The 20,956-nt window shown below is 66.6% G+C and carries 24 protein-coding genes, 1 pseudogene and 1 riboswitch; of the genes and pseudogenes, 13 read left to right on the top strand and 12 right to left on the bottom strand.

What is annotated here, in order from left to right:
* The first annotated feature begins 45 nt into the window (after window positions 1-45).
* Window positions 46-804, top strand: coding sequence for an SDR family oxidoreductase (locus ACUTAF_RS17730; protein ID WP_445581196.1), 759 nt, complete (start codon window positions 46-48; stop codon window positions 802-804).
* A 157-nt stretch (window positions 805-961) separates the two neighbouring features.
* Here ACUTAF_RS17730 and ACUTAF_RS17725 read toward each other — a convergent pair whose 3' ends face one another.
* Window positions 962-1,930: a polyprenyl synthetase family protein gene (locus ACUTAF_RS17725; RefSeq protein ID WP_445581195.1), complete on the bottom strand. Its 969-nt coding sequence runs from the start codon at window positions 1,928-1,930 to the stop codon at window positions 962-964.
* A gap of 328 nt (window positions 1,931-2,258) precedes the next feature.
* Between ACUTAF_RS17725 and rplU the strand changes: the two genes are divergently transcribed.
* From rplU to ACUTAF_RS17700, 5 genes are all read left to right on the top strand, one after another.
* Window positions 2,259-2,570, top strand: a complete 312-nt coding sequence (gene rplU / locus ACUTAF_RS17720; protein ID WP_037050963.1) for a 50S ribosomal protein L21 — start codon at window positions 2,259-2,261, stop codon at window positions 2,568-2,570.
* Window positions 2,571-2,607: 37 nt separating this feature from the next.
* Window positions 2,608-2,865, top strand: a complete 258-nt coding sequence (gene rpmA / locus ACUTAF_RS17715) for a 50S ribosomal protein L27 (protein ID WP_031303584.1) — start codon at window positions 2,608-2,610, stop codon at window positions 2,863-2,865.
* A gap of 166 nt (window positions 2,866-3,031) precedes the next feature.
* A complete protein-coding gene (gene cgtA, locus ACUTAF_RS17710) occupies window positions 3,032-4,249 on the top strand; it encodes an Obg family GTPase CgtA (protein WP_445581194.1) in 1,218 nt (405 codons plus the stop codon).
* 68 nt (window positions 4,250-4,317) lie between these two features.
* Window positions 4,318-5,436, top strand: a complete 1,119-nt coding sequence (gene proB / locus ACUTAF_RS17705; protein WP_445581193.1) for a glutamate 5-kinase — start codon at window positions 4,318-4,320, stop codon at window positions 5,434-5,436.
* A 10-nt stretch (window positions 5,437-5,446) separates the two neighbouring features.
* Window positions 5,447-5,905, top strand: a complete 459-nt coding sequence (locus ACUTAF_RS17700) for a CreA family protein (RefSeq protein WP_445581192.1) — start codon at window positions 5,447-5,449, stop codon at window positions 5,903-5,905.
* 107 nt (window positions 5,906-6,012) lie between these two features.
* Here ACUTAF_RS17700 and mqo read toward each other — a convergent pair whose 3' ends face one another.
* Together mqo and ACUTAF_RS17690 are read right to left on the bottom strand one after the other, a co-directional pair.
* The gene (gene mqo, locus ACUTAF_RS17695; protein ID WP_445582471.1) at window positions 6,013-7,572 is read right to left on the bottom strand and encodes a malate dehydrogenase (quinone); all 1,560 of its coding nucleotides are present in this window, start codon (window positions 7,570-7,572) and stop codon (window positions 6,013-6,015) included.
* Window positions 7,573-7,961: 389 nt separating this feature from the next.
* On the bottom strand, window positions 7,962-8,195 hold the full coding sequence (locus ACUTAF_RS17690) for a hypothetical protein (protein ID WP_445581191.1): 234 nt from the start codon (window positions 8,193-8,195) through the stop codon (window positions 7,962-7,964).
* A 166-nt stretch (window positions 8,196-8,361) separates the two neighbouring features.
* On the opposite strand from ACUTAF_RS17690, the gene ACUTAF_RS17685 reads away from it, so the two are divergent.
* Window positions 8,362-8,946, top strand: coding sequence for a YajG family lipoprotein (locus ACUTAF_RS17685; RefSeq protein ID WP_445581190.1), 585 nt, complete (start codon window positions 8,362-8,364; stop codon window positions 8,944-8,946).
* Window positions 8,947-9,006: 60 nt separating this feature from the next.
* Here the strand turns inward: ACUTAF_RS17685 and ACUTAF_RS17680 are convergent, their stop codons facing one another.
* Window positions 9,007-9,213: a hypothetical protein gene (locus ACUTAF_RS17680; RefSeq protein ID WP_445581189.1), complete on the bottom strand. Its 207-nt coding sequence runs from the start codon at window positions 9,211-9,213 to the stop codon at window positions 9,007-9,009.
* A 278-nt stretch (window positions 9,214-9,491) separates the two neighbouring features.
* On the opposite strand from ACUTAF_RS17680, the gene ACUTAF_RS17675 reads away from it, so the two are divergent.
* A complete protein-coding gene (locus tag ACUTAF_RS17675) occupies window positions 9,492-9,776 on the top strand; it encodes a hypothetical protein (RefSeq protein WP_445581188.1) in 285 nt (94 codons plus the stop codon).
* Window positions 9,777-9,839: 63 nt separating this feature from the next.
* On the opposite strand, the gene ACUTAF_RS17670 is transcribed toward ACUTAF_RS17675, so the two are convergent.
* Entirely contained in the window at window positions 9,840-11,003 is a 1,164-nt protein-coding gene (locus tag ACUTAF_RS17670; RefSeq protein WP_445581187.1) for a 1-acyl-sn-glycerol-3-phosphate acyltransferase, read from the bottom strand.
* Between the two features lie 113 nt (window positions 11,004-11,116).
* Here ACUTAF_RS17670 and ACUTAF_RS17665 point away from each other — a divergent pair, with 113 nt between their 5' ends.
* Genes ACUTAF_RS17665 through ACUTAF_RS17655 form a run of 3 tightly spaced genes read left to right on the top strand, consistent with a single transcriptional unit; the run spans window position 11,117 to window position 12,204 of the window.
* Window positions 11,117-11,299: a CPXCG motif-containing cysteine-rich protein gene (locus ACUTAF_RS17665; RefSeq protein WP_445581186.1), complete on the top strand. Its 183-nt coding sequence runs from the start codon at window positions 11,117-11,119 to the stop codon at window positions 11,297-11,299.
* The gene (locus tag ACUTAF_RS17660) at window positions 11,299-11,559 is read left to right on the top strand and encodes a putative signal transducing protein (RefSeq protein ID WP_445581185.1); all 261 of its coding nucleotides are present in this window, start codon (window positions 11,299-11,301) and stop codon (window positions 11,557-11,559) included. Before ACUTAF_RS17665 ends, ACUTAF_RS17660 begins: the two co-directional genes overlap by 1 nt.
* Window positions 11,560-11,586: 27 nt before the next feature.
* Window positions 11,587-12,204: an SOS response-associated peptidase gene (locus tag ACUTAF_RS17655; RefSeq protein WP_445581184.1), complete on the top strand. Its 618-nt coding sequence runs from the start codon at window positions 11,587-11,589 to the stop codon at window positions 12,202-12,204.
* Window positions 12,205-12,278: 74 nt separating this feature from the next.
* On the opposite strand, the gene ACUTAF_RS17650 is transcribed toward ACUTAF_RS17655, so the two are convergent.
* Window positions 12,279-13,121, bottom strand: a complete 843-nt coding sequence (locus ACUTAF_RS17650) for a methyl-accepting chemotaxis protein (protein ID WP_445582470.1) — start codon at window positions 13,119-13,121, stop codon at window positions 12,279-12,281.
* 15 nt (window positions 13,122-13,136) lie between these two features.
* A pseudogene (locus ACUTAF_RS17645) lies at window positions 13,137-13,337 on the bottom strand (HAMP domain-containing protein); the annotation flags it as partial.
* Between the two features lie 1,274 nt (window positions 13,338-14,611).
* Between ACUTAF_RS17645 and ACUTAF_RS17640 the strand changes: the two are divergent.
* Window positions 14,612-15,433 (top strand): M48 family metallopeptidase, encoded by an 822-nt coding sequence (locus tag ACUTAF_RS17640; protein WP_445581183.1) that lies wholly within the window; start codon window positions 14,612-14,614, stop codon window positions 15,431-15,433.
* Window positions 15,434-15,494: 61 nt separating this feature from the next.
* Here the strand turns inward: ACUTAF_RS17640 and ACUTAF_RS17635 are convergent, their stop codons facing one another.
* From ACUTAF_RS17635 to ACUTAF_RS17620, 4 genes are all read right to left on the bottom strand, one after another.
* A complete protein-coding gene (locus ACUTAF_RS17635) occupies window positions 15,495-15,938 on the bottom strand; it encodes a ketosteroid isomerase-related protein (protein ID WP_445581182.1) in 444 nt (147 codons plus the stop codon).
* A 111-nt stretch (window positions 15,939-16,049) separates the two neighbouring features.
* Window positions 16,050-16,631: a TMEM165/GDT1 family protein gene (locus tag ACUTAF_RS17630; RefSeq protein WP_445582469.1), complete on the bottom strand. Its 582-nt coding sequence runs from the start codon at window positions 16,629-16,631 to the stop codon at window positions 16,050-16,052.
* A 79-nt stretch (window positions 16,632-16,710) separates the two neighbouring features.
* Window positions 16,711-16,842, bottom strand: a riboswitch (yybP-ykoY riboswitch).
* A 37-nt stretch (window positions 16,843-16,879) separates the two neighbouring features.
* Complete coding sequence (locus tag ACUTAF_RS17625; protein WP_445581181.1) at window positions 16,880-17,878, bottom strand: methyltransferase; 999 nt, start codon at window positions 17,876-17,878, stop codon at window positions 16,880-16,882.
* A 29-nt stretch (window positions 17,879-17,907) separates the two neighbouring features.
* Window positions 17,908-18,873 (bottom strand): 2-hydroxyacid dehydrogenase, encoded by a 966-nt coding sequence (locus ACUTAF_RS17620; protein ID WP_445581180.1) that lies wholly within the window; start codon window positions 18,871-18,873, stop codon window positions 17,908-17,910.
* Between the two features lie 79 nt (window positions 18,874-18,952).
* Here ACUTAF_RS17620 and ACUTAF_RS17615 point away from each other — a divergent pair, with 79 nt between their 5' ends.
* The gene (locus tag ACUTAF_RS17615) at window positions 18,953-19,582 is read left to right on the top strand and encodes a LysE family translocator (RefSeq protein WP_445581179.1); all 630 of its coding nucleotides are present in this window, start codon (window positions 18,953-18,955) and stop codon (window positions 19,580-19,582) included.
* 45 nt (window positions 19,583-19,627) lie between these two features.
* On the opposite strand, the gene ACUTAF_RS17610 is transcribed toward ACUTAF_RS17615, so the two are convergent.
* Window positions 19,628-20,803: a thiolase family protein gene (locus tag ACUTAF_RS17610; RefSeq protein WP_445581178.1), complete on the bottom strand. Its 1,176-nt coding sequence runs from the start codon at window positions 20,801-20,803 to the stop codon at window positions 19,628-19,630.
* Between the last annotated feature and the right edge of the window lie 153 nt (window positions 20,804-20,956).

Here is a 20,956-nt window from a genome sequence, read left to right as displayed (position 1 = left end):
GCATCGGCGGGGTCGGTAAATGCTGCACCTTGAGGGGATAAAGCGATGCAACTGAAAGACAAAGTCATCATCATCACTGGCGGTTGCCAGGGGCTGGGCCGCGCCATGGGTGAGTACCTGGCGGCCAAGGGCGCCAGGCTGGCGCTGGTCGACCTGAACCAGGAGAAGCTCGACGAGGCCGTGGCCGCCTGCAAGGCCGCCGGTGGTGACGCCCGCAGCTACTTGTGCAACGTCGCCAACGAAGAGCAGGTGACCCATATGGTCGCTCAGGTGGCCGAGGATTTCGGCGCCATCAACGGCCTGGTCAACAACGCCGGCATCCTGCGCGATGGTCTGACCATCCGCGTCAAGGACGGCGAGATGAGCAAGATGAGCCTGGCGCAGTGGCAGGCGGTGATCGACGTCAACCTGACCGGCGTGTTCCTCTGCACCCGCGAGGTGGCGGCGAAGATGATCGAGCTGAACAATCAGGGCGCGATCGTCAACATTTCCTCGATCTCCCGTGCCGGCAACATGGGCCAGGCCAACTACTCCGCGGCCAAGGCCGGGGTCGCTGCCGATACCGTGGTCTGGGCCAAGGAACTGGCGCGCTACGGCATTCGCGTGGCGGGCGTAGCGCCGGGTTTCATCGAGACCGAGATGACCGGCAGCATGAAGCCGGAAGCCCTGGAGAAGATGACTGCCGGCATTCCGCTGCGGCGTATGGGCAAGCCGGCCGAGATCGCTCACTCGGTGGCCTATATTCTGGAAAACGACTACTACACCGGTCGCATCCTCGAACTCGACGGCGGCCTGCGTCTGTAATCCGCGTCGCCTGAACGAAAAACGCCCCGACTGTTCGGGGCGTTTTTATTTCAGAAGCTGGTGCGCACGGCGCACCCTACGGGTGGCGTTCCGTTTAATGCGTACAAGCCAGAAACGGCTTGGCTTGGTAGGGTGCGCCGTGCGCACTGCTGCTTTCTTAATGGGTACGAGCGACGGCGAAGCGGCTCAGCTCGACCAGCGCATCGCGATATTCACCGACCGGCAGCACCTCCAGGCAGGCGATGGCGCGCTCGGCGTAGTCGCGGGCCAGTTGCGCGGTGTAATCCAATGCGCCGGCGGCCTCCACGGCGGCGCGGATGCTTTCCAGATCCTCGATGCCGCCCTTCTGGATGGCGCGGCGTACCAGGGCAGCCTGCTCCGCGTTGCCTTCGCGCATGGTGTAGATCAGCGGCAGGGTGGGCTTGCCTTCGGCCAGGTCGTCGCCGACGTTCTTGCCCAGCTCGCTCGCATCGCCCTTGTAGTCGAGCAAGTCGTCGACCAGTTGGAAGGCGATGCCCAGGTGGTCGCCGAAGGTGCGCAGGGCTTCGCTCTGCGCCTCGGAAACGCCGGCCAGCGCCGCGGCGGCGTGGGTCGAGGCCTCGAACAGCATCGCGGTCTTGCCGCGAATGACTTCCATATAGGTCTCTTCCGTGGTGCTGGCGTCGCGCACCTTGGACAGCTGCAGCACCTCGCCCTCGGCGATTACCCGCGTGGCCTTGGACAGGATCTTCATCACCGGCATGGAGCCCAGCTCGACCATCATTTCGAACGAGCGCGAATAGAGGAAGTCGCCGACCAGTACGCTCGGTGCGTTGCCCCACTGGGCATTCGCGGTGCTGCGCCCGCGGCGCATGTCGGACATGTCGACCACGTCGTCGTGCAGCAGGGTGGCGGTATGCAAGAATTCGATGGTCGCGGCCAGCAGGCGCAGGTCATCGGCCCGATAACCCAATGCCTTGCCGCTGAGCAGCACCAGCAGCGGGCGTAGACGCTTGCCGCCGGCGGAGATGATATAGTCGCCGATCTTCTCCACCAGCGGCACGCGCGAAACCAGTTGCTGCCGGATGATGCCGTCGACGGCGGTGAAATCGTCCGCCACCACGCGGTAGAAAGCCTGGGGTTGCATCGGCGAAAGGTGCTCCTGATTTCGGGACTGCTACCGTTGGATTGTCAGGGCGCTGCAGCGTCGGTGCCTGGCGTGGGCGCCGGCGCAATGGCAACAGACCTTAGGTTGCGCGGCATGCTAGGTGGCGGGGTAGGGGCTGTCAAGGCGAGTGCCGGCGGGCCTTGCGTGGCGTCCTGCGCTTGCGTACAATCGCGCACCCTGAACTTCCCCCTGGGCATTTCCCTGCCTTACGCAATTGCAAGGGTGTCACTTCCGGCCCCGAGCAGCCATGCCAGCCAATAACGACTTTTCTAAAGCGCTGGGTGAGCAGGATCAACGGAGATTTACCATGTACGCAGTGATTGTTACTGGTGGCAAGCAATACAAGGTCACCGAAGGCGAATTCCTCAAGATCGAGAAGCTCGAGCTCGCTACCGGCGACGCCGTGACTTTCGATCGCGTTCTGCTGATCGGCAACGGCGACGACGTGAAAATCGGCGCTCCGGTCGTAGACGGCGCCAAAGTGGTTGCAGAAGTCGTTTCGCAAGGCCGTCACGACAAGGTGCGCATCATCAAGTTCCGCCGTCGTAAGCACCACATGAAGCGTCAGGGCCACCGTCAGTGGTTCACTGAGATCAAAATCACCGGTATCCAGGCCTGATTCGTCGGCCCCGATCCCTTTATAGGAGTATTGACTCATGGCACACAAAAAAGCTGGCGGTTCTACCCGTAACGGCCGCGATTCCGAAAGTAAACGCCTTGGCGTGAAGATGTACGGCGGCCAGGTCATCAAGGCCGGCAACATCATCGTGCGTCAGCGCGGCACCCAGTTCCACCCCGGCTTCGGCGTGGGCATCGGCAAGGACCACACCCTCTTCGCCAAAGTCGAAGGCGTGGTCAAGTTCGAAGTGAAGGGCGCTTTCGGCCGTCGCTACGTGAGCGTCGTCCAGGCCTAATCGCCGGCGCGCTGGAAAAGCCCTGTCCCTAGGACGGGGCTTTTTTGTTTGTGTATCTTTGGGTTCTTGCCCGATCACCCGCATTGCCGCGCCTTGAGCGCGGGGTCATCCGGCAAGGGCCTGTGTGTTGTTCTGTTGACCCGCAACATTTGCGGGAGGCATATCCATGAAATTCGTCGACGAAGTTTCGATTTTTGTAAAGGCCGGTGACGGTGGTAACGGCATGATGAGCTTCCGCCGCGAGAAGTTCATCGAGAAGGGTGGCCCCAACGGCGGCGACGGCGGCGACGGCGGCTCGGTGTTCCTCGTGGCCGACGAGAACCTCAACACCCTGATCGACTACCGCTACACGCGCAAATTCAACGCGCAGAACGGCGAGAAGGGCGGCAGCACCGACTGCACCGGGGCCAAGGGCGAGGACCTGATCCTGCCGGTGCCGGTGGGCACCACGGTGATCGACGCCGGCACCCAGGAGGTGATCGGCGACCTGATCAAGCCCGGTCAGCGCCTGATGGTCGCCCAGGGCGGCTGGCACGGCCTGGGCAACACCCGCTTCAAGTCCAGCACCAACCGTGCGCCGCGGCAGACCACGCCGGGCAAGCCGGGCGAGTCGCGTGACCTTAAGCTGGAACTGAAGGTACTGGCCGACGTCGGTCTGCTCGGCCTGCCCAATGCGGGCAAGAGCACCTTTATCCGCGCCGTCTCGGCGGCCAAGCCGAAAGTGGCCGACTACCCCTTCACCACCCTGGTGCCGAACCTGGGTGTGGTCAGCGTCGACCGTTTCAAGAGCTTCGTCGTTGCCGACATTCCCGGCCTGATCGAGGGCGCCTCGGAAGGTGCCGGCTTAGGCATCCGCTTCCTCAAGCACCTGGCGCGTACCCGCCTGCTGCTGCACCTGGTGGACATGGCGCCGCTGGACGAGAGCGATCCGGCCGAATCGGCGCAGGTGATCATCGACGAACTCGGCCGCTTCAGCCCGGCGCTGGCCGAGCGCGACCGCTGGCTGGTGCTGAACAAGATGGACCAGGTGCCGGAGGACGAGCGCGAGGCGCGCAAGGCCGATATCGTCGCCCGCCTGGGCTGGCAGGGCCCGGTCTACGTGGTCTCGGCCATCAGCCGCGACGGTACCGAGCGCATCTGCCGCGACATCATGCATTACCTGGAAGTGCGCGGTGAGCGCATCGCCGAAGATCCGCAGTTCGCCGAGGAGCTGGCCGAGCTGGATCAGCGCATCGAGGACGAGGCGCGCGCCCGCCTGCAGGCGCTGGACGATCAGCGTGCACTGCGGCGCGCCGGTGTGCGCAGCGTCGACGATATCGACGAAGACGACTTCGACGACGAAGATGACGACGACGGCCCGGAAATCATTTACGTCCGGGATTAAGCAAGTTTTCAACGCCGCTTAATCGCGGCGTTTTTGTAGGTGGGCATTCTGGCTAAGGTTGGAAGATCATGCGTGACAAGGTGACCGGCGCGCGGCGCTGGGTGGTGAAGATCGGCAGCGCGCTGCTGACCGCCGACGGGCGCGGCCTGGACCGGGCGGCCATGGCGGTGTGGGTCAAGCAGATGGTGGCGCTGCGCGAGCAGGGCGTGGAGCTGGTGCTGGTGTCCTCCGGCGCGGTGGCGGCGGGCATGAGCCGCCTCGGCTGGAGCAGCCGACCGAGCGCCATGCACGAGCTGCAGGCGGCCGCCGCCATCGGCCAGATGGTGCTGATCCAGGCCTGGGAGTCGAGCTTCGCCGAGCACAATCGGCGCACCGCGCAGATACTGCTGACCCACGACGACCTGTCCGACCGCAAGCGCTACCTCAACGCGCGCAGTACCCTGCGCACCCTGGTCGAGCTCGACGTGGTGCCGGTGATCAACGAGAACGACACGGTTGTCACCGACGAGATCCGCTTCGGCGACAACGACACCCTGGCCGCGCTGGTGGCCAACTTGGTGGAGGCCGACCTGCTGGTGATCCTCACCGACCGTGACGGCATGTTCGATGCCGACCCACGGCACAACCCGGACGCCAAGCTGATCCATGAAGCCCGTGCCGACGACCCGGCGCTGGATGCGGTGGCCGGCGGTGTCGGCGGCGCCCTGGGGCGCGGCGGCATGCAGACCAAGCTGCGTGCCTCGCGCCTGGCGGCGCGTTCCGGTGCGCACACGGTGATCGTCGGCGGCGCCATCGAGCAGGTCCTGGCGCGGCTAAAGGCCGGCGAGCGTCTGGGTACCCTGCTGGCGCCCGAGCGCGGCCTGCTGGCGGCGCGCAAGCAGTGGCTGGCCGGGCACCTGCAGACCCGCGGCACCCTGGTGCTCGATGCCGGCGCGGTGAAGGCGCTGACCCAGGATCGCAAGAGCCTGCTGCCGGTCGGGGTCAAGGCCGTGCAAGGCAGTTTCCGCCGCGGCGAGATGGTGGTCTGCGTCGCCCCGGACGGTCGCGAGGTGGCCCGTGGTCTGGTCAACTACAGTGCCCTGGAGGCGCAGAAGATCATCGGCAAGCCGTCGGACGCCATCGAGAAGCTGCTGGGCTATGTCGACGAGCCGGAACTGGTGCATCGCGACAATCTGATCCTGGTCTGAGGAGAGTGGCATGCGGTCGTTCAAGGGAGTTGTACTGGGCCTGCTGATGCTGCCCGGCCTGGCGCTGGCCGAGACCATTGGCGAGGTGTCCACCGTGTTCAAGTGGGTGGGGCCGAACGACAAGATCGTGGTCGAGGCCTTCGACGATCCCAAGGTGGAGGGGGTGACCTGCTACCTGTCGCGGGCCAAGACCGGCGGGGTCAAGGGCGGCCTTGGCCTGGCCGAGGACCGCGCCGAAGCGTCCATCGCCTGTCGCCAGGTCGGCGCCATTCGCTTCAAGGGCGAGCTCGAGGACGGCGAGGAGGTGTTCAAGGAGCGCACCTCGCTGGTGTTCAAGACCATGCAGGTGGTGCGCTTCTTCGATGCCAAGCGCAACACCCTGGTGTACCTGGTCTACAGCGACCGGGTGATCGAGGGCAGCCCGCAGAATGCGGTCACCGCCATTCCGATCCTGCCCTGGGGCGAGTAGGGGGCGCGGCGCGGCTCAGCCCAGGCGATGGGATGTTCGGTGCGCACGGTGCACCCTGCGCTCCAAAAAAAACCGCCCCGAAGGGCGGTTTCTTTTTGGCCGGTCGATCAGGCGCTGGGGATATCCAGCTGCAGGCGCTGGTTCGACTGCGCCTGTACCTCGCGGTAGCGCTCGGCATCCTTGGCCAGCACGTCGGCCATGGCCGGGAAGATCTCGTCCAGCTTGCTGCGCCAGCCTTCGCTCGCGGCCTGCTCGGGGAAGCAGCGACGAATCAGGTCGAGCATGATCGACACGGTCACCGAGGCGCCCGGCGAGGCGCCGAGCAGGGCGGCGATGGAGCCGTCGGCCGCGGCCACCAGCTCGGTGCCGAACTGCAGGATGCCGCCGTTCTTGCCGTCCTTCTTGATGATCTGCACGCGCTGTCCGGCCACTTCCAGGCGCCAATCCTCGGCCTTGGCCTCGGGGTAGAAGCCGCGCAGGGTTTTCAGGCGCTGTTCCTCGGACTGCATCACTTCCTTGATCAGGTAGCGGGTCAGGTCCATGTTGTCGCGCGCCACTGCCAGCATCGGGCCGATGTTGTTGGCGCGCACCGACAGCGGCAGGTCGAGGAACGAGCCGTGACGCAGGAACTTGGTGGTGAAGCCGGCGTAGGGGCCGAACAGCAGGGATTTCTTGCCATCCACCACGCGGGTGTCGAGGTGCGGCACCGACATCGGCGGCGAGCCGACCTCCGCCTGGCTGTAGACCTTGGCCTGGTGCTTGGCGACCACCTCGGGGTTGTCGCAGCGCAGCCACTGGCCGCTCACCGGGAAGCCGCCGAAGCCCTTGCTCTCGGGGATGCCGGAAAGCTGCAGCAGCGGCAGGGCGCCACCGCCGGCACCGAGGAAGACGAACCTGGCCTGGATCTGGCGAGTGCCGCCGGTCTGGGTGTCCTTGATGCTGACGCGCCAGCCGTTGCCTTCGCGCTTGAGGTCGGTGACCTTCTGATTGCAGGTGACCTTGGCGTCCGGTTGGCGCTCGAGGTGCTCGAGCATCTGCTGGGTGACCGCGCCGAAGTTGACGTCGGTGCCGGCCTGCACGCGGGTCATGGCCAGCGGCTCGCCCTCATCCCGGCCGGGAATCAGCAGCGGCGTCCACTCGGCGATGGTGGCGCGATCCTCGGTGTACTCCATGGCGCTGAAGGCATGGTGGCGGGTCAGCGCGTCGAAGCGCTTCCGGAGGAAATCGATGCCCTCATGGCCACGCACGAAGCTCATGTGCGGCACCGGGTTGATGAAGGACTTCGGCGAACCGATCGCGCCCTTGCCGATCAGATAGGCCCAGAACTGCTTGGACTCCTCGAACTGGGCGTTGATGGTCACCGACTTCTTGATGTCGATGCTGCCGTCGGCGCCTTCCGGGGTGTAGTTCAGCTCGCACAGGGCGGCGTGACCGGTGCCGGCGTTGTTCCAGGGATTGGAGCTTTCCACTGCGCCGGATTCGCGCAGCTCCACCACTTCCAGCTTGATGCCGGGATCGAGTTCCTTGAGCAGCACGCCCAGGGTCGCGCTCATGATGCCGGCTCCGACCAGCACCACATCCACGCTTTGGTAATCGTTATGCGCCATTAACCTCTCTCCAAGAAATACTGCAGCAGATTTGCTGGCCTGCCGGCCGGCCGTGGGCAACGCCGCTGAAATCAGGCGATGCACTCGGCGCGAGTGAAGGGAGGGTTATGGCCGTTGCTTGCGGACGCAAAAGTAGTCATTTGTTCGCCACACTCTTGTGAAGTTGTTAAAACCGTTTTTTCACGCTCTTTTGGAGCGGTGAACCTCAAAAGCTCGTCTGCCACGGCGCGCTTACGACCGCGCACGCCGACCTTTGCATGGCTGCAATCGGCTCTGCGTATGGGCTGAAAGCGGCTGGCCGGAGGGGGCAGCGCGAAGTGGGCGACTCTCTGGGGGCGGGAGCGATGACGCGGGGGCCCGATCAGGAGACGTCCTTATAATCGGGGCGCGATTATAGCGGTGAATGCGGCGAAATTGGTCGCCTTGCGTGACTTTTCTTCTTCCGCCGGTCAGGCCGCCAACACCCGCGGGACGCGTGCATGCGTGACGACCGGCGTGACCGTGGCGCCGGCGGGCAGCGGCGCGCCGATCCAGCCCAGGCGTGACTCGCCGACCTCGACCCAGCCCGCCTCGGCCGGGCGCTCGGTGGCCTGGCGCAAGGCGCGGCAATGGCCCCTGGCATCGAGCAGGGCGAAATGGCGAAGCGGGCGACGAGGGCCGAACAGACGGCGCAGTAGGTGCATGGCGAGGACTCCGGCAGGGCTGCGCACCTTTATGCCGCAAGGCGGTGACAGCGGTATGACAGGAACCGGCGCCGGCCGCCTGCGGTCTTACCTGGCGCTACTGTCGGCGCCTGGCGCCGCTAGGTATACTGCCGGCCACTTTTGCCCCCTTCACGGAGAGATGAGCATGCTGCACCGCGCGTTGTTCGCCTTGCTTGCCGCCGCCACCCTGGTCCTGGCCGGCTGCGCCCATAGCCCTCAGCAACTCAGCCCGCAACCCAAGCTCACCAGCGCGCTGACCCCGGTCGGTCAGGGCCAGCCGGTGGTGGTGCGTGTGGTCGATGGCCGCCCCTCGCCGGTGCTGGGCACCCGCGGTGGCCTCTATCCGGAGACCAGCGCCATCAGCGTCAGCAGCGAAGCCGTATTGCCCCGGCTGCAGGCCGAAGCCGAGGCGGCGGTACGCCTGCTCGGCTTCACCCCGTCGGCCAATGCCTACAATGCGCCGCAGCTGACCATCACCCTGGCGGAGCTGAAGTATCAGTCGCCCAAGGAGGGGCTGTACGTCACCGAGGCCGATATCAGCGCCTCCATCCGCGCCGACGTGCAGGGCGGCAGCCGCCGCTACACTGGCCGCTACGGCGCCTCGCTGAACCAGCGTTTCGGCACCGCGCCGAACCAGCAGACCAACACCAAGCTGGTCAGCGACGTGCTCAGCGACGCCCTGACCCGGGCCTTCAAGGATCCGACCATTGGCCAGGTGCTGCTTCAGTAAGCCTGGCAGCGGTTACGAAAACGCCCCGCGACGCGGGGCGTTTTCGTTTGTGCGGCGCGCTCAGGCGGCCTGGTCGTAGAGCTCCGGCAGGCTCATGCCGGTGCGATTGTCGATATCCGGCAGGTCGTAGTGCTCATGCCCACCGAGGGCACAGTAGACCAGCCAGTGGTGGTCCTGCACGTTGAAGGAGAGTTCGTCGACCACGGCTTCCACTTCATCCAGTGAGTCGATCAGGTAATCGCGATCCAGCGGTTGCGGGTTGAGCATGGCAGGTCCTCCGAGGACTTGAAGGGGGGGTAAGGCTCCACTGCAGGGGTGACTGCTTGGTCACTGGGAGAGATACAAACCTTAGGCCAGGGATATGACAGTTTTCAGACGATTTCGGGATAGGGCGCCGCGTTCGTCGGAAACGAACCTTATAAAACTCGGATTTTCAGTACACTTCGCGGCGACTTTCGGTGGCTGGAAACTGCCCGTTTCCGCCGCGAATCCCCATTCTGGTGCGGTGGCGTGGCCGCTGCACCACGCTGAACTCGAGGTGTCGCATGTCGCTGCAGGTATTGTGGTCGCTGTTCCTCGCCCATCCGGCCGGGGCGGTGAATACACTGGCGTTGTTCTTCGGCCTGGCGGGCGCCTGGCTGTGGCTGATGACCCGCCTGCGCGAGCAGCGCGGCCAGGCGCGGATGCTGGCTCAGGGGGAGGTGGACGCCGTGGAGGACGCCGAGGCCTGGGACGAGCGCACCCTGCGCATCAATCGTTTCTTCTATCGATTCGGCGGCGCCTGTCTCGCGGCGGCCCTGCTGCTGTCCTGGTTCAGCACGCGCCTGTGATCCTCGCTGGCTAAACGCAAACGGCAGCCCGATGGCTGCCGTTTTCCGTTGTGCCCGTGGCCCTCAGAGTGGCAGGCCGGCCTTGATCCGGTACTGGTTGCGCACCGGGTTGGCGTACTGCAGCACCAGGTAGGGCCGCTCCTCGGCGCTGCAGGCGGCCAGGCGCTTGCGCCATTCGGCCTCGGCCCTGGCCAGCTCGGCGGCGGGAAACAGTTCGCGGGCCTCGGGCACGGCCAGCTCCGGCTCGCGATCGACCCACATGGCGTAGGCCAGGTAATGCACCGGGAACAGGCGATAGTGGCCGAGGATCTGCCGGTCCAGTTCCTGGGCCAGCTGTTTGGTGTCGTCGCGGCCTGCGACCGGTGCGCCGAAGTGCAGGTGTACCCGTCCCTTGTGGCCGGTGATGCCGAGGGCGATGCTGGCGTCGTCTTCGCCGGGCGCCTTGGTATAGCTGCCGGTGGCGGCACGGATGCTCAGTTCGCGGGCCTTGGCCAGGTCGCAGGGGTCGTACTCGTAGCTGATCGACACCGGCACCAGGTTGAGCGAGTCGATCACCTCGGCGAAGGGCTCGTCCTTGCGGCTCATGTGGAACATCTTGAGGATCGCCGAATCGGTGCGGTCGTCACCGTCCTTGGCGCGGCCCTCGGCCTGGGCGATCCAGATCGACTCGCCGTCTTCGCGGATCGAATGATTGATATAGGCCGACAGCAACTGGTAGGCGGCCAGCTTCTCGCGCCGGCCGCTGATCGAGCGGTGCACGATGAAGCTCTTGTTCAGGCGCATCAGGTCGCTGACGAAGGGCTTCTGCAGCAGGTTGTCGCCGATGGCGATGCGCGGGGTCGGCAGGCCGGCGTGGTAGACCGCGTAGTTGACGAAGGCCGGGTCCATGACGATGTCGCGGTGGTTGGCCAGGAACAGATAGGCTTTGCCCGGCTGCAGGCGCTCCAGCCCGGAGTAGGAGATGCCGTCGCTGGCGCGCTCGATGCTGCGATCGACATAGGGCTCGATCTTTTCCTGCAGCTTGGCCACCGAGTCGATGCCGGCGAATTCGCCGCGCAGGCGCGCCGCGATCAGTGGCTTGAGCAGCCAGCCGAGCGGCCCGGCCAGGCGCGGGAAGCGAAAGCGGGTGAGGGTGCCGAGAAAGGCCGGGTCGGCCAGCAGGCGCGCCAGTACGGGGCGCACTTCTGCGTCGGCATAGGGTCGGATGGCATCGAATGCGCCCATCATGCTCTCTTGTCGTGAAACGGCTATGGTTGGAAGTAGGTATTGCGCGAGCAGCGCCTGGCGTACAGGCCAGCAATAGACCGGCGATTATACCGCCAAGTCACAAGGAGGCCGCGATGCTGGAGACCGAGGCCTATTTCTGCCCCTACTGCGGCGAGCCGGCCGAGGCCGTGCTCGATCTGTCGGCGGGCGACCAGGCCTATATCGAGGACTGCCCGGTGTGCTGCCGGCCGATCCTGTTCGAGTTGCGCACCGACGGCGTCGACTGGCAACTGGACGTTCGCGGGGAGAACGACTGATGCAGCGAATCTACGAGCCGGAGAACCTGCTGGAGGCACAGATGCTGCTGGGCATGCTGGCCAGCGAGGGCATCGAGGCGCACCTGCTTGGCCAGCACCTGGTCGGCGCGGTGGGGGAGCTGCCGGCTAGCGGCCTGCTCGGCCTGCTGGTCGCCGATGAGGATGCCGAGCGGGCACGCGCGCTGATCGGCGCGTACAATGCCGCGCAACCCCTGCCCGGCGACGAGCCGGAGTCCTTCCAGGGCGTGCTGCTGTGCTGACGCGCCCACTGCCTGTCGAGTTGCCCGATGTGTGGACGCTATGCCCTGTTTCGCTGGTCGCCGGCCCTGGCGGCCCTGCCCGGTTTTCCCGCCGACCAGCAGCCGCACTGGAATATCGCGCCTAATGGCCAGGTCTTGCTGCTGCGCGCCGGCAGCGAAGGGCGGGAGGCGGCGCGTGCGCGCTGGGGGCTGACGCCGGCCTGGCTCAAGGATCTGTCGAAGACCCCGGCCCATGCCCGCGCCGAGACGCTGGCCGAGCAGCCGATGTTTCGCGAGCCCTTTCGTCTGCGCCGCGGCCTGCTGCCGGCCAACGGTTTCTATGAATGGCGCGGCGCAGCACGCAAGCGCCCGTACTGGATGACCAACGCCGATTCGCTGCTGTATTTCGCCGCGCTGTGGGAGGCCTATCCGGTCGGCGGGCACGAGTACCTGAGCGTGGCGCTGATCACCCAGGCTGCGGCCTCGCAGCGCCGCCCGCTGATTCTCGACGAGCAGGAGCAGGCCCAGTGGTTGAATGGCGATGCTCCGCTGGAACAACTGCAGGCGCTGCTGGCCAGGCCGCAGGGCGGGCTGCGCGAGCGCGCCCTGGCGACCCTGGTCAACGACCCCAAGCTGGATGCGCCGGAGTGCCTGACGCCGGCGTGAAGGTGGAGCGGCAGGGGCGAAGCTATTCGTGATCGAAGCAGCCCTGATCGTGGGGTCGCTCCTGCCGGTCGCGGCTAGACCTTGAACTGGTTGATCAGCCGCCGCTGCTGTTCGGCCAGTCGAGTCAGGGCGGCGCTGGCCTGGCTGGCCTCGTCGGCGCCGCCGGCCACCTCGTTGGCCACCAGGCCGATATTGCTGACGTTGCGATTGATGTCCTCGGCCACCGCGCTCTGCTCCTCGGCCGCGCTGGCGATCTGCGTGTTCATGTCGTTGATCACCGAGACCGCCCGGGTGATGGCCTCCAGCGAGTCGGCCGCCTGGTCGGCACGGGCCACACTGTCGTCGGTCTTGGCCTGGCTCTGCTCCATCACCTTCACCACCTCGCGGGTGCCACGCTGCAGCTGCTGGATCATGCTTTGGATTTCCTCGGTGGCCTGCTGGGTCTTCTGCGCCAGGTTGCGCACCTCGTCGGCGACCACGGCGAAGCCGCGTCCCTGTTCGCCGGCGCGCGCGGCCTCGATGGCGGCGTTGAGCGCCAGCAGGTTGGTCTGCTCGGCGATACCGCGAATCGCCACCAGGATCGCGTCGATGTTCTCGCTGTCCTTGGCCAGGCTCTGCACCACGCCAGCCGCGCGGCCGATCTCGCTGGCCAGCGCGGCGATGGCGGCCGAGGTTTCTTGCACCACCTGCCTGCCCTGATGGGCAGCCTGGTCGGCGTGACTGGCCGCTTCGGCGGCCTGGGTGGCGTTGCGCGCCACGTCCTGGGCGGTGGCGGTCATTTCGTGCACGGCGGTGGCCACCAGCTCGATCTCGGCCAGCTGCTTCTGCACCCCCTGGTTGGTGCGGATGGCGATGTCGGCGGTGTGCTCGGACGAATCGCTGACTTGCTGAACCGAGGTGACCACGTCGCCGATCATCGTCTGCAGCTTGCCCAGGAAGGCGTTGAAGCCCTGGGCGATGCGCCCCAGTTCGTCGCCGCGCGCGACCTGCAGGCGCACGGTCAGATCGCCTTCGCCCTTGGCGATGTCATCGAGCATGCCGACCATCTGCCTGAGCGGGCGGGCGATGCCGTAACCGACGAACCAGATCACCAGCAGGCCGATGGCCGCGATCAGCAGGCCGACCAGGCTCATGCCCAGGGTGTCTGCGTCGCGCTGCGCGCTCAGCTCGCCCTGCAACTGGTGGAGGTCGGCCATCACGGTTTTCAGCGGCAGTGCCAGCATCAGCGTCCAGCGCGCGTCGCTCTGACCGATGTTGAAGCTGAGGAACAGCTCGATATGGCTGCGCTCCGGGTCGTCCTGGGCATCGATGGAATAGAGCACTTCGCCGGCCTGCAGCTTGCCGAGGTTGGCCAGCTCTTTGGCGTCGAGCAGCAGGGTGGCCGGCTCGCCGAGCTTGTCCGGGGCCTGGGTGGAGGCCACCAGGCGAGCGTTGCCCGCGATCAGCGCCATCTCGCCGGCGCCGCCGTAGAGCTGGGCATCGGCCTTGGTCAGCAGCTCCTGGATGAAGTTGACGGCCAGATCGGCGCCGGCGATGCCGCGAAACTCGCCATCCACCAGAATCGGCGTGGTGAAGGAGGCGAGCATGGTCATCTTGCCGCCAACCTCGTAGGGCGCCGGGTCGATCACGCAGGGGCGTTTGCGCTCCTTGGCGCACAGGTAGTACTCGCCCTCGCGCACGCCGGTGGGCAACAGGGTCTCGCTTTCCATCGAGCCGATGGCGTCGATGCCCAGGCTGCCGTCGGCGTTGCGGTACCACCAGGTGAGGAAACGGCCGCTGCCGTCGTAGCCATTGCCGGTGGACCCGGCGTAGAGATCGTCGCTGGCGTCGAAGGCATTCGGCTCCCAGCCGATGTAGCTGCCCAGCAGCTTGGGATTCTGCGCGGTGGTCTCGCGAATCAGATTCGCCAGCTCCTCGCGGCTCAGGCCCAGCAGCGGGCTGCCGTTGGCGTCGGTCATGCCGAGCAGGGCATTGACCCGGGCCAGGTCGGCGGTGATCTGCAGCGGAGTCTCCAGTTCGTGCTGGATCTCGCTGACCTGGGCGCGGGCCAGCGCCGTCAGGCGCTGCTCGATGACCTGCTCGAGCAGGGTCTGGGTGCGTTGCTGGACCAGGGCCTGGGTACGGTCGCTGGCGAACAGGGCGTACAGCACCAGCGCCACGACCACGGCCAGGACGCTGGCGCCGGCGAGGAAGGCGACGGAAAACTGGATCGACTTGAATTTCATGGGGACTCCGAGGCGCGAGGTGGCCTGTCACGGCTATCGGCTGCGAAGCTGGAAAACCTTAGCGTGGTGTCGCGCAGGACTGGCTCGGCGACGTTTTCGCCCCAGGGCGCGAGCGCACGGGAGGCGGTTGCCCGCATCGGAAGGGCGGCCTAGCATAGGCGCTCATTCGAGGAGATCGTGCAATGAGCAAGGTTCTTAGCCTGGGTGGACTGGCCGCGGCGCTGCTGCTGGCCGGCTGCCAGGCCGTCAACACCACCAGCGGCGGTGCGGTGGGTGTGGAGCGCAAGCAGTACATGTTCAGCATGCTGTCGGCCGAGCAGGTCGACCAGATGTACGCCCAGTCCTATCAGCAGACCCTGAGCGAGGCGTCGAGCAAGGGGGTGTTGGACAAGAGCAGCGCCAATGCCAAGCGCCTGCAGGCCGTCGCCAGCAGGCTGATTGCGCAGGCGCCGCGGTTCCGCCCGGACGCCGCCAACTGGCGTTGGGAGGTCAACCTGATTAAGAGCCCGGAGCTCAACGCCAACTGCGGCCCAGGCGGCAAGATCATCTTCTACAGCGGCATCATCGACAAGCTCAAGCTGAGCGACGACGAGATCGCCGCGATCATGGGCCACGAGATGGCCCACGCCCTGCGCGAGCACAGCCGCGAGGCGATGTCCAAGGCCTATGGCATCGAGATGGCCAAGCAGGGCGCCGGCGCCCTGCTCGGTCTCGGCGAGGGCGGCCTGGCCCTGGCCGACACCGTGGTGCAATACAGCCTGACCCTGCCCAACAGTCGCGGCAACGAGAACGAGGCCGACCTGATCGGCCTGGAGCTGGCGGCGCGCGCCGGCTTCGACCCCAATGCGGCGATCAGCCTGTGGCAGAAGATGGCGGCCGCCGGCGGCGGTGCGCCACCGGAGTTCATGAGCACCCACCCGTCCTCGAGCAGCCGTATCGCCACGCTGCAGGCGGCGATTCCCAAGGTGATGCCGTTGTATCAGCAGGCCAAGGCCGGGCGCTAAGCGCAGCCAGAGTGATACACCAGCGACGCGGCGTGATGATTCACTGCGCGCCGTGCGGCTTTCAGGGCAGGGCTTTTTCGGCGAAGGGGCGGGTTTCCAGGCCCAGCTGGGCGCGGAAGCTCTCCATGTCGAACATGGTGCAGATCTCCTGGATCTCGTTGCCGGGGGTCAGGGTCCAGAAGGCCATGGCCGAGATGCTCAGCACCTTGTCGCTGGGCGGGTAGCCCAGCGCGGGCTTGGCAATGGTGCCGATCAGCGTGCTCCAGGTGACCACCTTGTAGCCTTCGGCGATGCATTCCTCGATCACCACCTGCAGGTCCGGCATGGCGTGGCGGATGTCCTGCACCATCTGGGCGAAGCCGACACTGCTCAGCGGCCGGCCGATGAACGAGCTCTTGTAGAGAAAATCGCGGCTGTGCAGCTGCTCGGCCAGCGCCAGGCGGCCTTTGTTCCACGTCAGGTCGATGTGCTGGCACACCACCTTCTTCCGATCATCCAATGACATGACGCCCTCCGGACTGCTGACTCAAGTTGCGTGACGTGTCGCGCACTTTAGCAGCAGGCGGGAGGGGGCTGGGATTGGCCGAAATGACGCTGGGATGGCGTCAGAAGAGCGTCATGTCAGGCCGCTCAGTTGCAGCGCCTGGTAGCCGGCATAGATCGCCAGAGCGGCGAAGGCGCAGGCGGCCAGGCGGCGGATCAGCGTCAGTGGTAGGCATTCGGCGGCGAAATTGCCGGCCAGCACCACCGGCACGTTGGCGATCAGCATTCCCAGGGTGGTGCCGAGCACCACCAGCACGAAGTGCGGGTACTGCGCGGCCAGCATCACCGTGGCGACCTGGGTCTTGTCGCCCATCTCGGCGATGAAGAAGGCGATCAGGGTGGTGAGGAAGGGGCCGTATTTCTTCAGCCCGGACTCCTCGTCGTCGTCCAGCTTGTCGGGAATCAGCGTCCAGGCGGCCACGGCGACGAAGCTGGCGGCGAGTATCCAGCTCAGCATGGCGGGCGAGAACAGGCCGGCGACCCAGTTGCCGACCGCGCCGGCGGCGAAGTGATTGGCCAGGGTGGCGACCACTATGCCCCAGATGATCGGCCAGGGCCGGCGAAAGCGGGCGGCCAGCAGCAAAGCGAGCAGTTGCGTCTTGTCGCCGATCTCGGCGAGGGCAACGATCAGGGTGGGGACGAACAGGGATTCCAGCATCGGGTTTTCCTAAAGGGGCGGGTCGACACGGCTATGACACGTACGACCTTCCCGCCCCGGGTAAGGTGTGCGTGTCATAGGTCTTGTCAAACCGCAGGCCCTCTGCAGGGGCCTTGGGTCGCACGCGCCATGCTCTGTGGAGCAAGTATGTTGACGCGGGCCGGGCGAGCCGAGCGCTCGCGGGAGACTACTCCCCTAGGACCGGCGCATTGTGCCCAAGGCGCTTTAGCAGGGCAAGCCCGCGATCAGCGCAGTCGCGCGCTGTAGATGCGAAAGCCGTCGGCCTCGGCCAGGGTGCGGCAGGGGCCGAGGTGGCGCTCGATCAGCGGCGGGTACTTGAGGAAGCTGTTGGCCACCAGGCGCAGTTCGCCGCCGACGCTCAGGTGGGCGGCGGCCTGGGTCAGCAGGTTCTCGCTGGCCTGGTAGTGGGTGTGCACGCCCTGGTGGAACGGTGGGTTGCTGACGATCGCGGCCAGTTTCATCGGTGCCGACTCGATCCCCGTGCCAGCGATCAGCTCGGCGTCCAGGCCGTTGCGCGCCAGGGTCAGGCGGCTGCTGGCCAGGGCGAAGGCATCGACGTCCAGCAGGCTCAGGCGGCTGGCCGGGTAGCGGCGCTTGAGTGCGGCGCCGAGCACCCCGGCGCCGCAGCCGAAGTCCAGCAGGTGGCCGTGCGGCAGGTCATCCAGATGCTCCAGCAGCAGCGCGCTGCCCAGGTCCAGGCGACCATGCGCGAATACCCCGGGCAGGCTTACCACCTGCAGCGGGCCGTCGGCCAGCGGCACAGCGTAGACCTGGGCCAGGGCCTCGAGCTCCGGCGCGGCCGCTGCCTGCTCGACCTGTACGCTCCACAGCTGGCAGTGGCGCGCGCTGTCCAGCTTGCGCGGCTTGCCGTAGGCGGCTAGCTGCCTGGCCGCACGCTCGATGCCGCCACGTTTCTCGCCGACCAGATACAGCGGCCGGCCGTGCAGGCGCGCGGCCAGCGCCTGCAGCAGGTAGTCGGCCAGCTCGCGCGACTTGGGCAGAAACAGCACGGCGGCGCGGTAGTCGCCCTCCGGCATGCGGGTGTCGAAGCGGCAGCGTCCGGCAAAGCGTGCGGCCAGCAGCGCCTGGTCGCCGGCATGCCAGGTCCAGCCTTGGGCCAGCGGCAGGGCGCCGAGCAGGTCATCGGCCGGCAGACCGGCCAGCAGCAGCTCGCCGTCGAACAGTTCGGCCTGGCGCAGGAGAACTTCGCTTCGCGGGTCCATGGTGGCTCCTGACTGAAAAGCTGCGCAGCTTACCCGACCACCCGCCGCGGCGCACCGGCGAAGAAGGCCGCGGCGTTCTCCACCACCTGGCCGACGATGCGCTGGCGCGCCTCGCGGCTGCCCCAGGCGTTGTGCGGGGTGACGATCAGCCGCGGGATGTCGGCGGCCAGCAGCGGGTTGCCGTCCCTCGGTGGCTCCTGGGTCAGCACATCGCAGGCCGCGCCGCCCAGATGACCGCGGCGCAGCGCATCGGCCAGCGCCTGTTCGTCGACCAGGCCGCCGCGCGCGGTGTTGATCAGAAACGCCTGGGGCTTCATCAGCGCCAGCTCGGCGGCGCCGATCAGGTTACGGGTCTGCTCGTTCAGCGGGCAGTGCAGGGTCAGGGCGTCCACCTGCGGTAATAGTTCCTGCAGGGGCAGGCGATCCTTGCGCGGCGGGCGGCCCGGCAACTGGCCGAGCAGCACGCGCATGCCGAAGGCTTCGGCCAGGCGGGCCACCGCGCCGCCCAGCTCACCGTGGCCGAGCAGGCCGAGGGTCTTGCCCTCCAGCTCGACTATGGGATGGTCGAGCAGGCAGAACTGGCTGGCCTGCTGCCAGCGCCCGGCGGCGACGTCGCGCTGGTAGTCGGGCAGGCGGGTGGCCAGGGCCAGCAGCAGCATCAGGCAGTGCTGCGCCACCGACGGCGTGCCATAGCCCTGGCAGTTGCTCACCACCACGCCGTGGGCGCGGGCGGCGGCCAGGTCGATGTTGTTGGTGCCGGTTGCGGTGACCAACACCAGTTTCAGTTCGGGGCAGGCGGCGAAGGTGGCGGCGCTCAGCGGCACCTTGTTGCTGATCGCTACCTGGGCGCCCAGCAGGCGCTCGGCGACCTGCTCGGGGGCGGTCTGCGCGTGCAGGGTCAGCTGGCTGAAGGCCTGCTGCAGCGGCTGCAGGTTGAGGTCGCCGAGGTCGAGGGAGGCGTGGTCGAGGAAGACGGCGCGGGCGCTGTTGCTCATCAGCTGTACCTTTTCGCGGAGGGGGCGCAGGAGTAGATTGGCGAGCCTACCAGACCTCGACTGTCGCTGCGGAGCCACCATGTACTGGACCGAGTTTCTCACCGTCGCCCTGATCCACCTGCTGGCCGTGGCCAGCCCGGGGCCGGACTTCGCCATCGTGGTGCGCGAGAGCGTGGCCTTTGGACGTCGCGCCGGGCTGTTCACCGCCTTCGGCGTGGGCACCGGTATCCTGGTGCACGTCACCTACTCGCTGCTGGGTATCGGCCTGATCGTGTCGCAGTCGATCGTCCTGTTCAACGCACTGAAATGGCTGGCGGCCGCCTACCTGCTGTATATCGGCATCAAGGCGCTACGCGCGCGCCCGGCCGACCCGGCCAGCGCCGCGCTGAGCCTGGCGGCGGGCGAACGTAGCGCGCGTGGCGCCTTCGTCACCGGCTTCGTCACCAACGGCCTGAACCCCAAGGCGACGCTGTTCTTCCTGTCGCTGTTCACCGTGGTGATCGACCCGCATACCCCGGCCATGGTGCAGGCGGGTTACGGCCTCTACCTGGCCGTGGCGACTGCTGTCTGGTTTTGCCTGGTGGCCTGGCTGTTCAGCCAGCGCCGCGTGCGCGCCGGCTTCGCGCGCATGGGCCACTGGTTCGACCGGCTGATGGGCGCGGTGCTGGTGGGAATCGGCGTGAAGCTGGCGCTGAGCGAGATGCGTTGAACGAAACAGCCCCGCATGTGCGGGGCTGTTTCGTCGTGCGGCGCTTTACAGCAGTTCGATGGCCACCGCAGTCGCCTCGCCGCCGCCGATGCACAGCGAGGCGACGCCGCGCTGGCCGCCTTTCTTCTGCAGGGCGTTGATCAGGGTGAGGATGATCCGCGAGCCGGTGGAGCCGACCGGGTGACCCTGGGCGCAGGCGCCGCCGAAGACATTGACCTTGGCGTGATCCAGGCCGTGTTCGCGCATGGCCAGCATGGTCACCATGGCGAAGGCCTCGTTGATCTCGAACAGATCGACCTGATCCTTGCTCCAGCCGGTCTTCTTGAACAGATTGGTCATGGCGCCGATGGGGGCCAGGGTGAACTCGCTCGGTTCCTGGCTCTGGGTGGCGTGGGCGACGATCCTGGCCAGCGGCTTGAGGCCGCGCTTGGCCGCTTCTTCGGCGGTCATTAGCAGCAGGGCGCTGGCGCCGTCGGAGATCGAGCTGGCGTTGGCGGCAGTGATGCTGCCGTCCTTCCTGAATGCCGGGCGCAGGCCGGGGATCTTGTCCAGGTTGGCGGTCAACGGCTGTTCGTCGTCCTTGACGATCACTTCGCCCTTGCGAGTGGTGACGGTGATCGGCACGATTTCGCTGGCCAGCTCGCCGCTCTGGATGGCGGCCTGGGCGCGCTTGAGCGACTCGATGGCGTAGGCATCCATCTCTTCGCGGGTGATGCCATGCTGGTCGGCGGTTTCCTGGGCGAAGGAGCCCATCAGGCGGCCGCTGCGGGCGTCCTCCAGGCCGTCGAGGAACATGTGGTCCTTGATTTCGCCGTGGCCCATGCGCAGGCCGGTACGCGCCTTCTCCAGCACGTAGGGGGCGTTGGACATGCTTTCCATGCCGCCGGCGATCATCACCTGGTTGCTGCCGGCCGTGAGTGAATCGAAAGCCTGCATCACCGCCTTCATGCCCGAGCCGCACAGCTTGTTGATGGTGGTGCAGCCGGTGGCGGCCGGCAGCCCGGCGTTGAGCGCGGCCTGGCGCGCCGGACCCTGCTTGAGGCCGGCGGGCAGCACGCAACCCATGATCACTTCCTGCACCTCGGCCGGGGCGATACCGGCGCGCTTGACCGCTTCGCGGATGGCGGCGGCGCCCAGGTCGACCGCCGGCACGCCGGCCAGGCTGCCCTGGAAGCCGCCCATGGGGGTACGGGCGCCGCTGACGATGACGATATCGGACATGGTGGTTACCTCGAAAATAAATGACGGTGCACAGCCTGCTTTGCGACCGGCTTGGCTATCGGATTCTAACCTGTGACCAAAGGTGGTAAAAAGGTCATCTGGCAAATCATTCTTTGGGCTGATTCAGAGGCGCTTCCTGCGACCTAGAGTCGC

This window comes from Pseudomonas sp. SP16.1 (genome assembly GCF_052682975.1).
The sequence above is the reverse complement of the archived record's forward strand: the minus strand, read 5'-3'. Positions and strand labels throughout refer to the sequence as shown.

Bases quoted from the DNA above. Each gene is read 5' to 3' on its own strand.
- ACUTAF_RS17730 (WP_445581196.1), top strand. From the start codon at position 46: ATGCAACTGAAAGACAAAGTCATCATCATCACTGGCGGTTGCCAGGGG.
- ACUTAF_RS17725 (WP_445581195.1), bottom strand. From the start codon at position 1,930: ATGCAACCCCAGGCTTTCTACCGCGTGGTGGCGGACGATTTCACCGCC.
- rplU (WP_037050963.1), top strand. From the start codon at position 2,259: ATGTACGCAGTGATTGTTACTGGTGGCAAGCAATACAAGGTCACCGAA.
- rpmA (WP_031303584.1), top strand. From the start codon at position 2,608: ATGGCACACAAAAAAGCTGGCGGTTCTACCCGTAACGGCCGCGATTCC.
- cgtA (WP_445581194.1), top strand. From the start codon at position 3,032: ATGAAATTCGTCGACGAAGTTTCGATTTTTGTAAAGGCCGGTGACGGT.
- proB (WP_445581193.1), top strand. From the start codon at position 4,318: ATGCGTGACAAGGTGACCGGCGCGCGGCGCTGGGTGGTGAAGATCGGC.
- ACUTAF_RS17700 (WP_445581192.1), top strand. From the start codon at position 5,447: ATGCGGTCGTTCAAGGGAGTTGTACTGGGCCTGCTGATGCTGCCCGGC.
- ACUTAF_RS17690 (WP_445581191.1), bottom strand. From the start codon at position 8,195: ATGCACCTACTGCGCCGTCTGTTCGGCCCTCGTCGCCCGCTTCGCCAT.
- ACUTAF_RS17685 (WP_445581190.1), top strand. From the start codon at position 8,362: ATGCTGCACCGCGCGTTGTTCGCCTTGCTTGCCGCCGCCACCCTGGTC.
- ACUTAF_RS17680 (WP_445581189.1), bottom strand. From the start codon at position 9,213: ATGCTCAACCCGCAACCGCTGGATCGCGATTACCTGATCGACTCACTG.
- ACUTAF_RS17675 (WP_445581188.1), top strand. From the start codon at position 9,492: ATGTCGCTGCAGGTATTGTGGTCGCTGTTCCTCGCCCATCCGGCCGGG.
- ACUTAF_RS17670 (WP_445581187.1), bottom strand. From the start codon at position 11,003: ATGATGGGCGCATTCGATGCCATCCGACCCTATGCCGACGCAGAAGTG.
- ACUTAF_RS17665 (WP_445581186.1), top strand. From the start codon at position 11,117: ATGCTGGAGACCGAGGCCTATTTCTGCCCCTACTGCGGCGAGCCGGCC.
- ACUTAF_RS17660 (WP_445581185.1), top strand. From the start codon at position 11,299: ATGCAGCGAATCTACGAGCCGGAGAACCTGCTGGAGGCACAGATGCTG.
- ACUTAF_RS17655 (WP_445581184.1), top strand. From the start codon at position 11,587: ATGTGTGGACGCTATGCCCTGTTTCGCTGGTCGCCGGCCCTGGCGGCC.
- ACUTAF_RS17650 (WP_445582470.1), bottom strand. From the start codon at position 13,121: ATGATCGGCGACGTGGTCACCTCGGTTCAGCAAGTCAGCGATTCGTCC.
- ACUTAF_RS17640 (WP_445581183.1), top strand. From the start codon at position 14,612: ATGAGCAAGGTTCTTAGCCTGGGTGGACTGGCCGCGGCGCTGCTGCTG.
- ACUTAF_RS17635 (WP_445581182.1), bottom strand. From the start codon at position 15,938: ATGTCATTGGATGATCGGAAGAAGGTGGTGTGCCAGCACATCGACCTG.
- ACUTAF_RS17625 (WP_445581181.1), bottom strand. From the start codon at position 17,878: ATGGACCCGCGAAGCGAAGTTCTCCTGCGCCAGGCCGAACTGTTCGAC.
- ACUTAF_RS17620 (WP_445581180.1), bottom strand. From the start codon at position 18,873: ATGAGCAACAGCGCCCGCGCCGTCTTCCTCGACCACGCCTCCCTCGAC.
- ACUTAF_RS17615 (WP_445581179.1), top strand. From the start codon at position 18,953: ATGTACTGGACCGAGTTTCTCACCGTCGCCCTGATCCACCTGCTGGCC.
- ACUTAF_RS17610 (WP_445581178.1), bottom strand. From the start codon at position 20,803: ATGTCCGATATCGTCATCGTCAGCGGCGCCCGTACCCCCATGGGCGGC.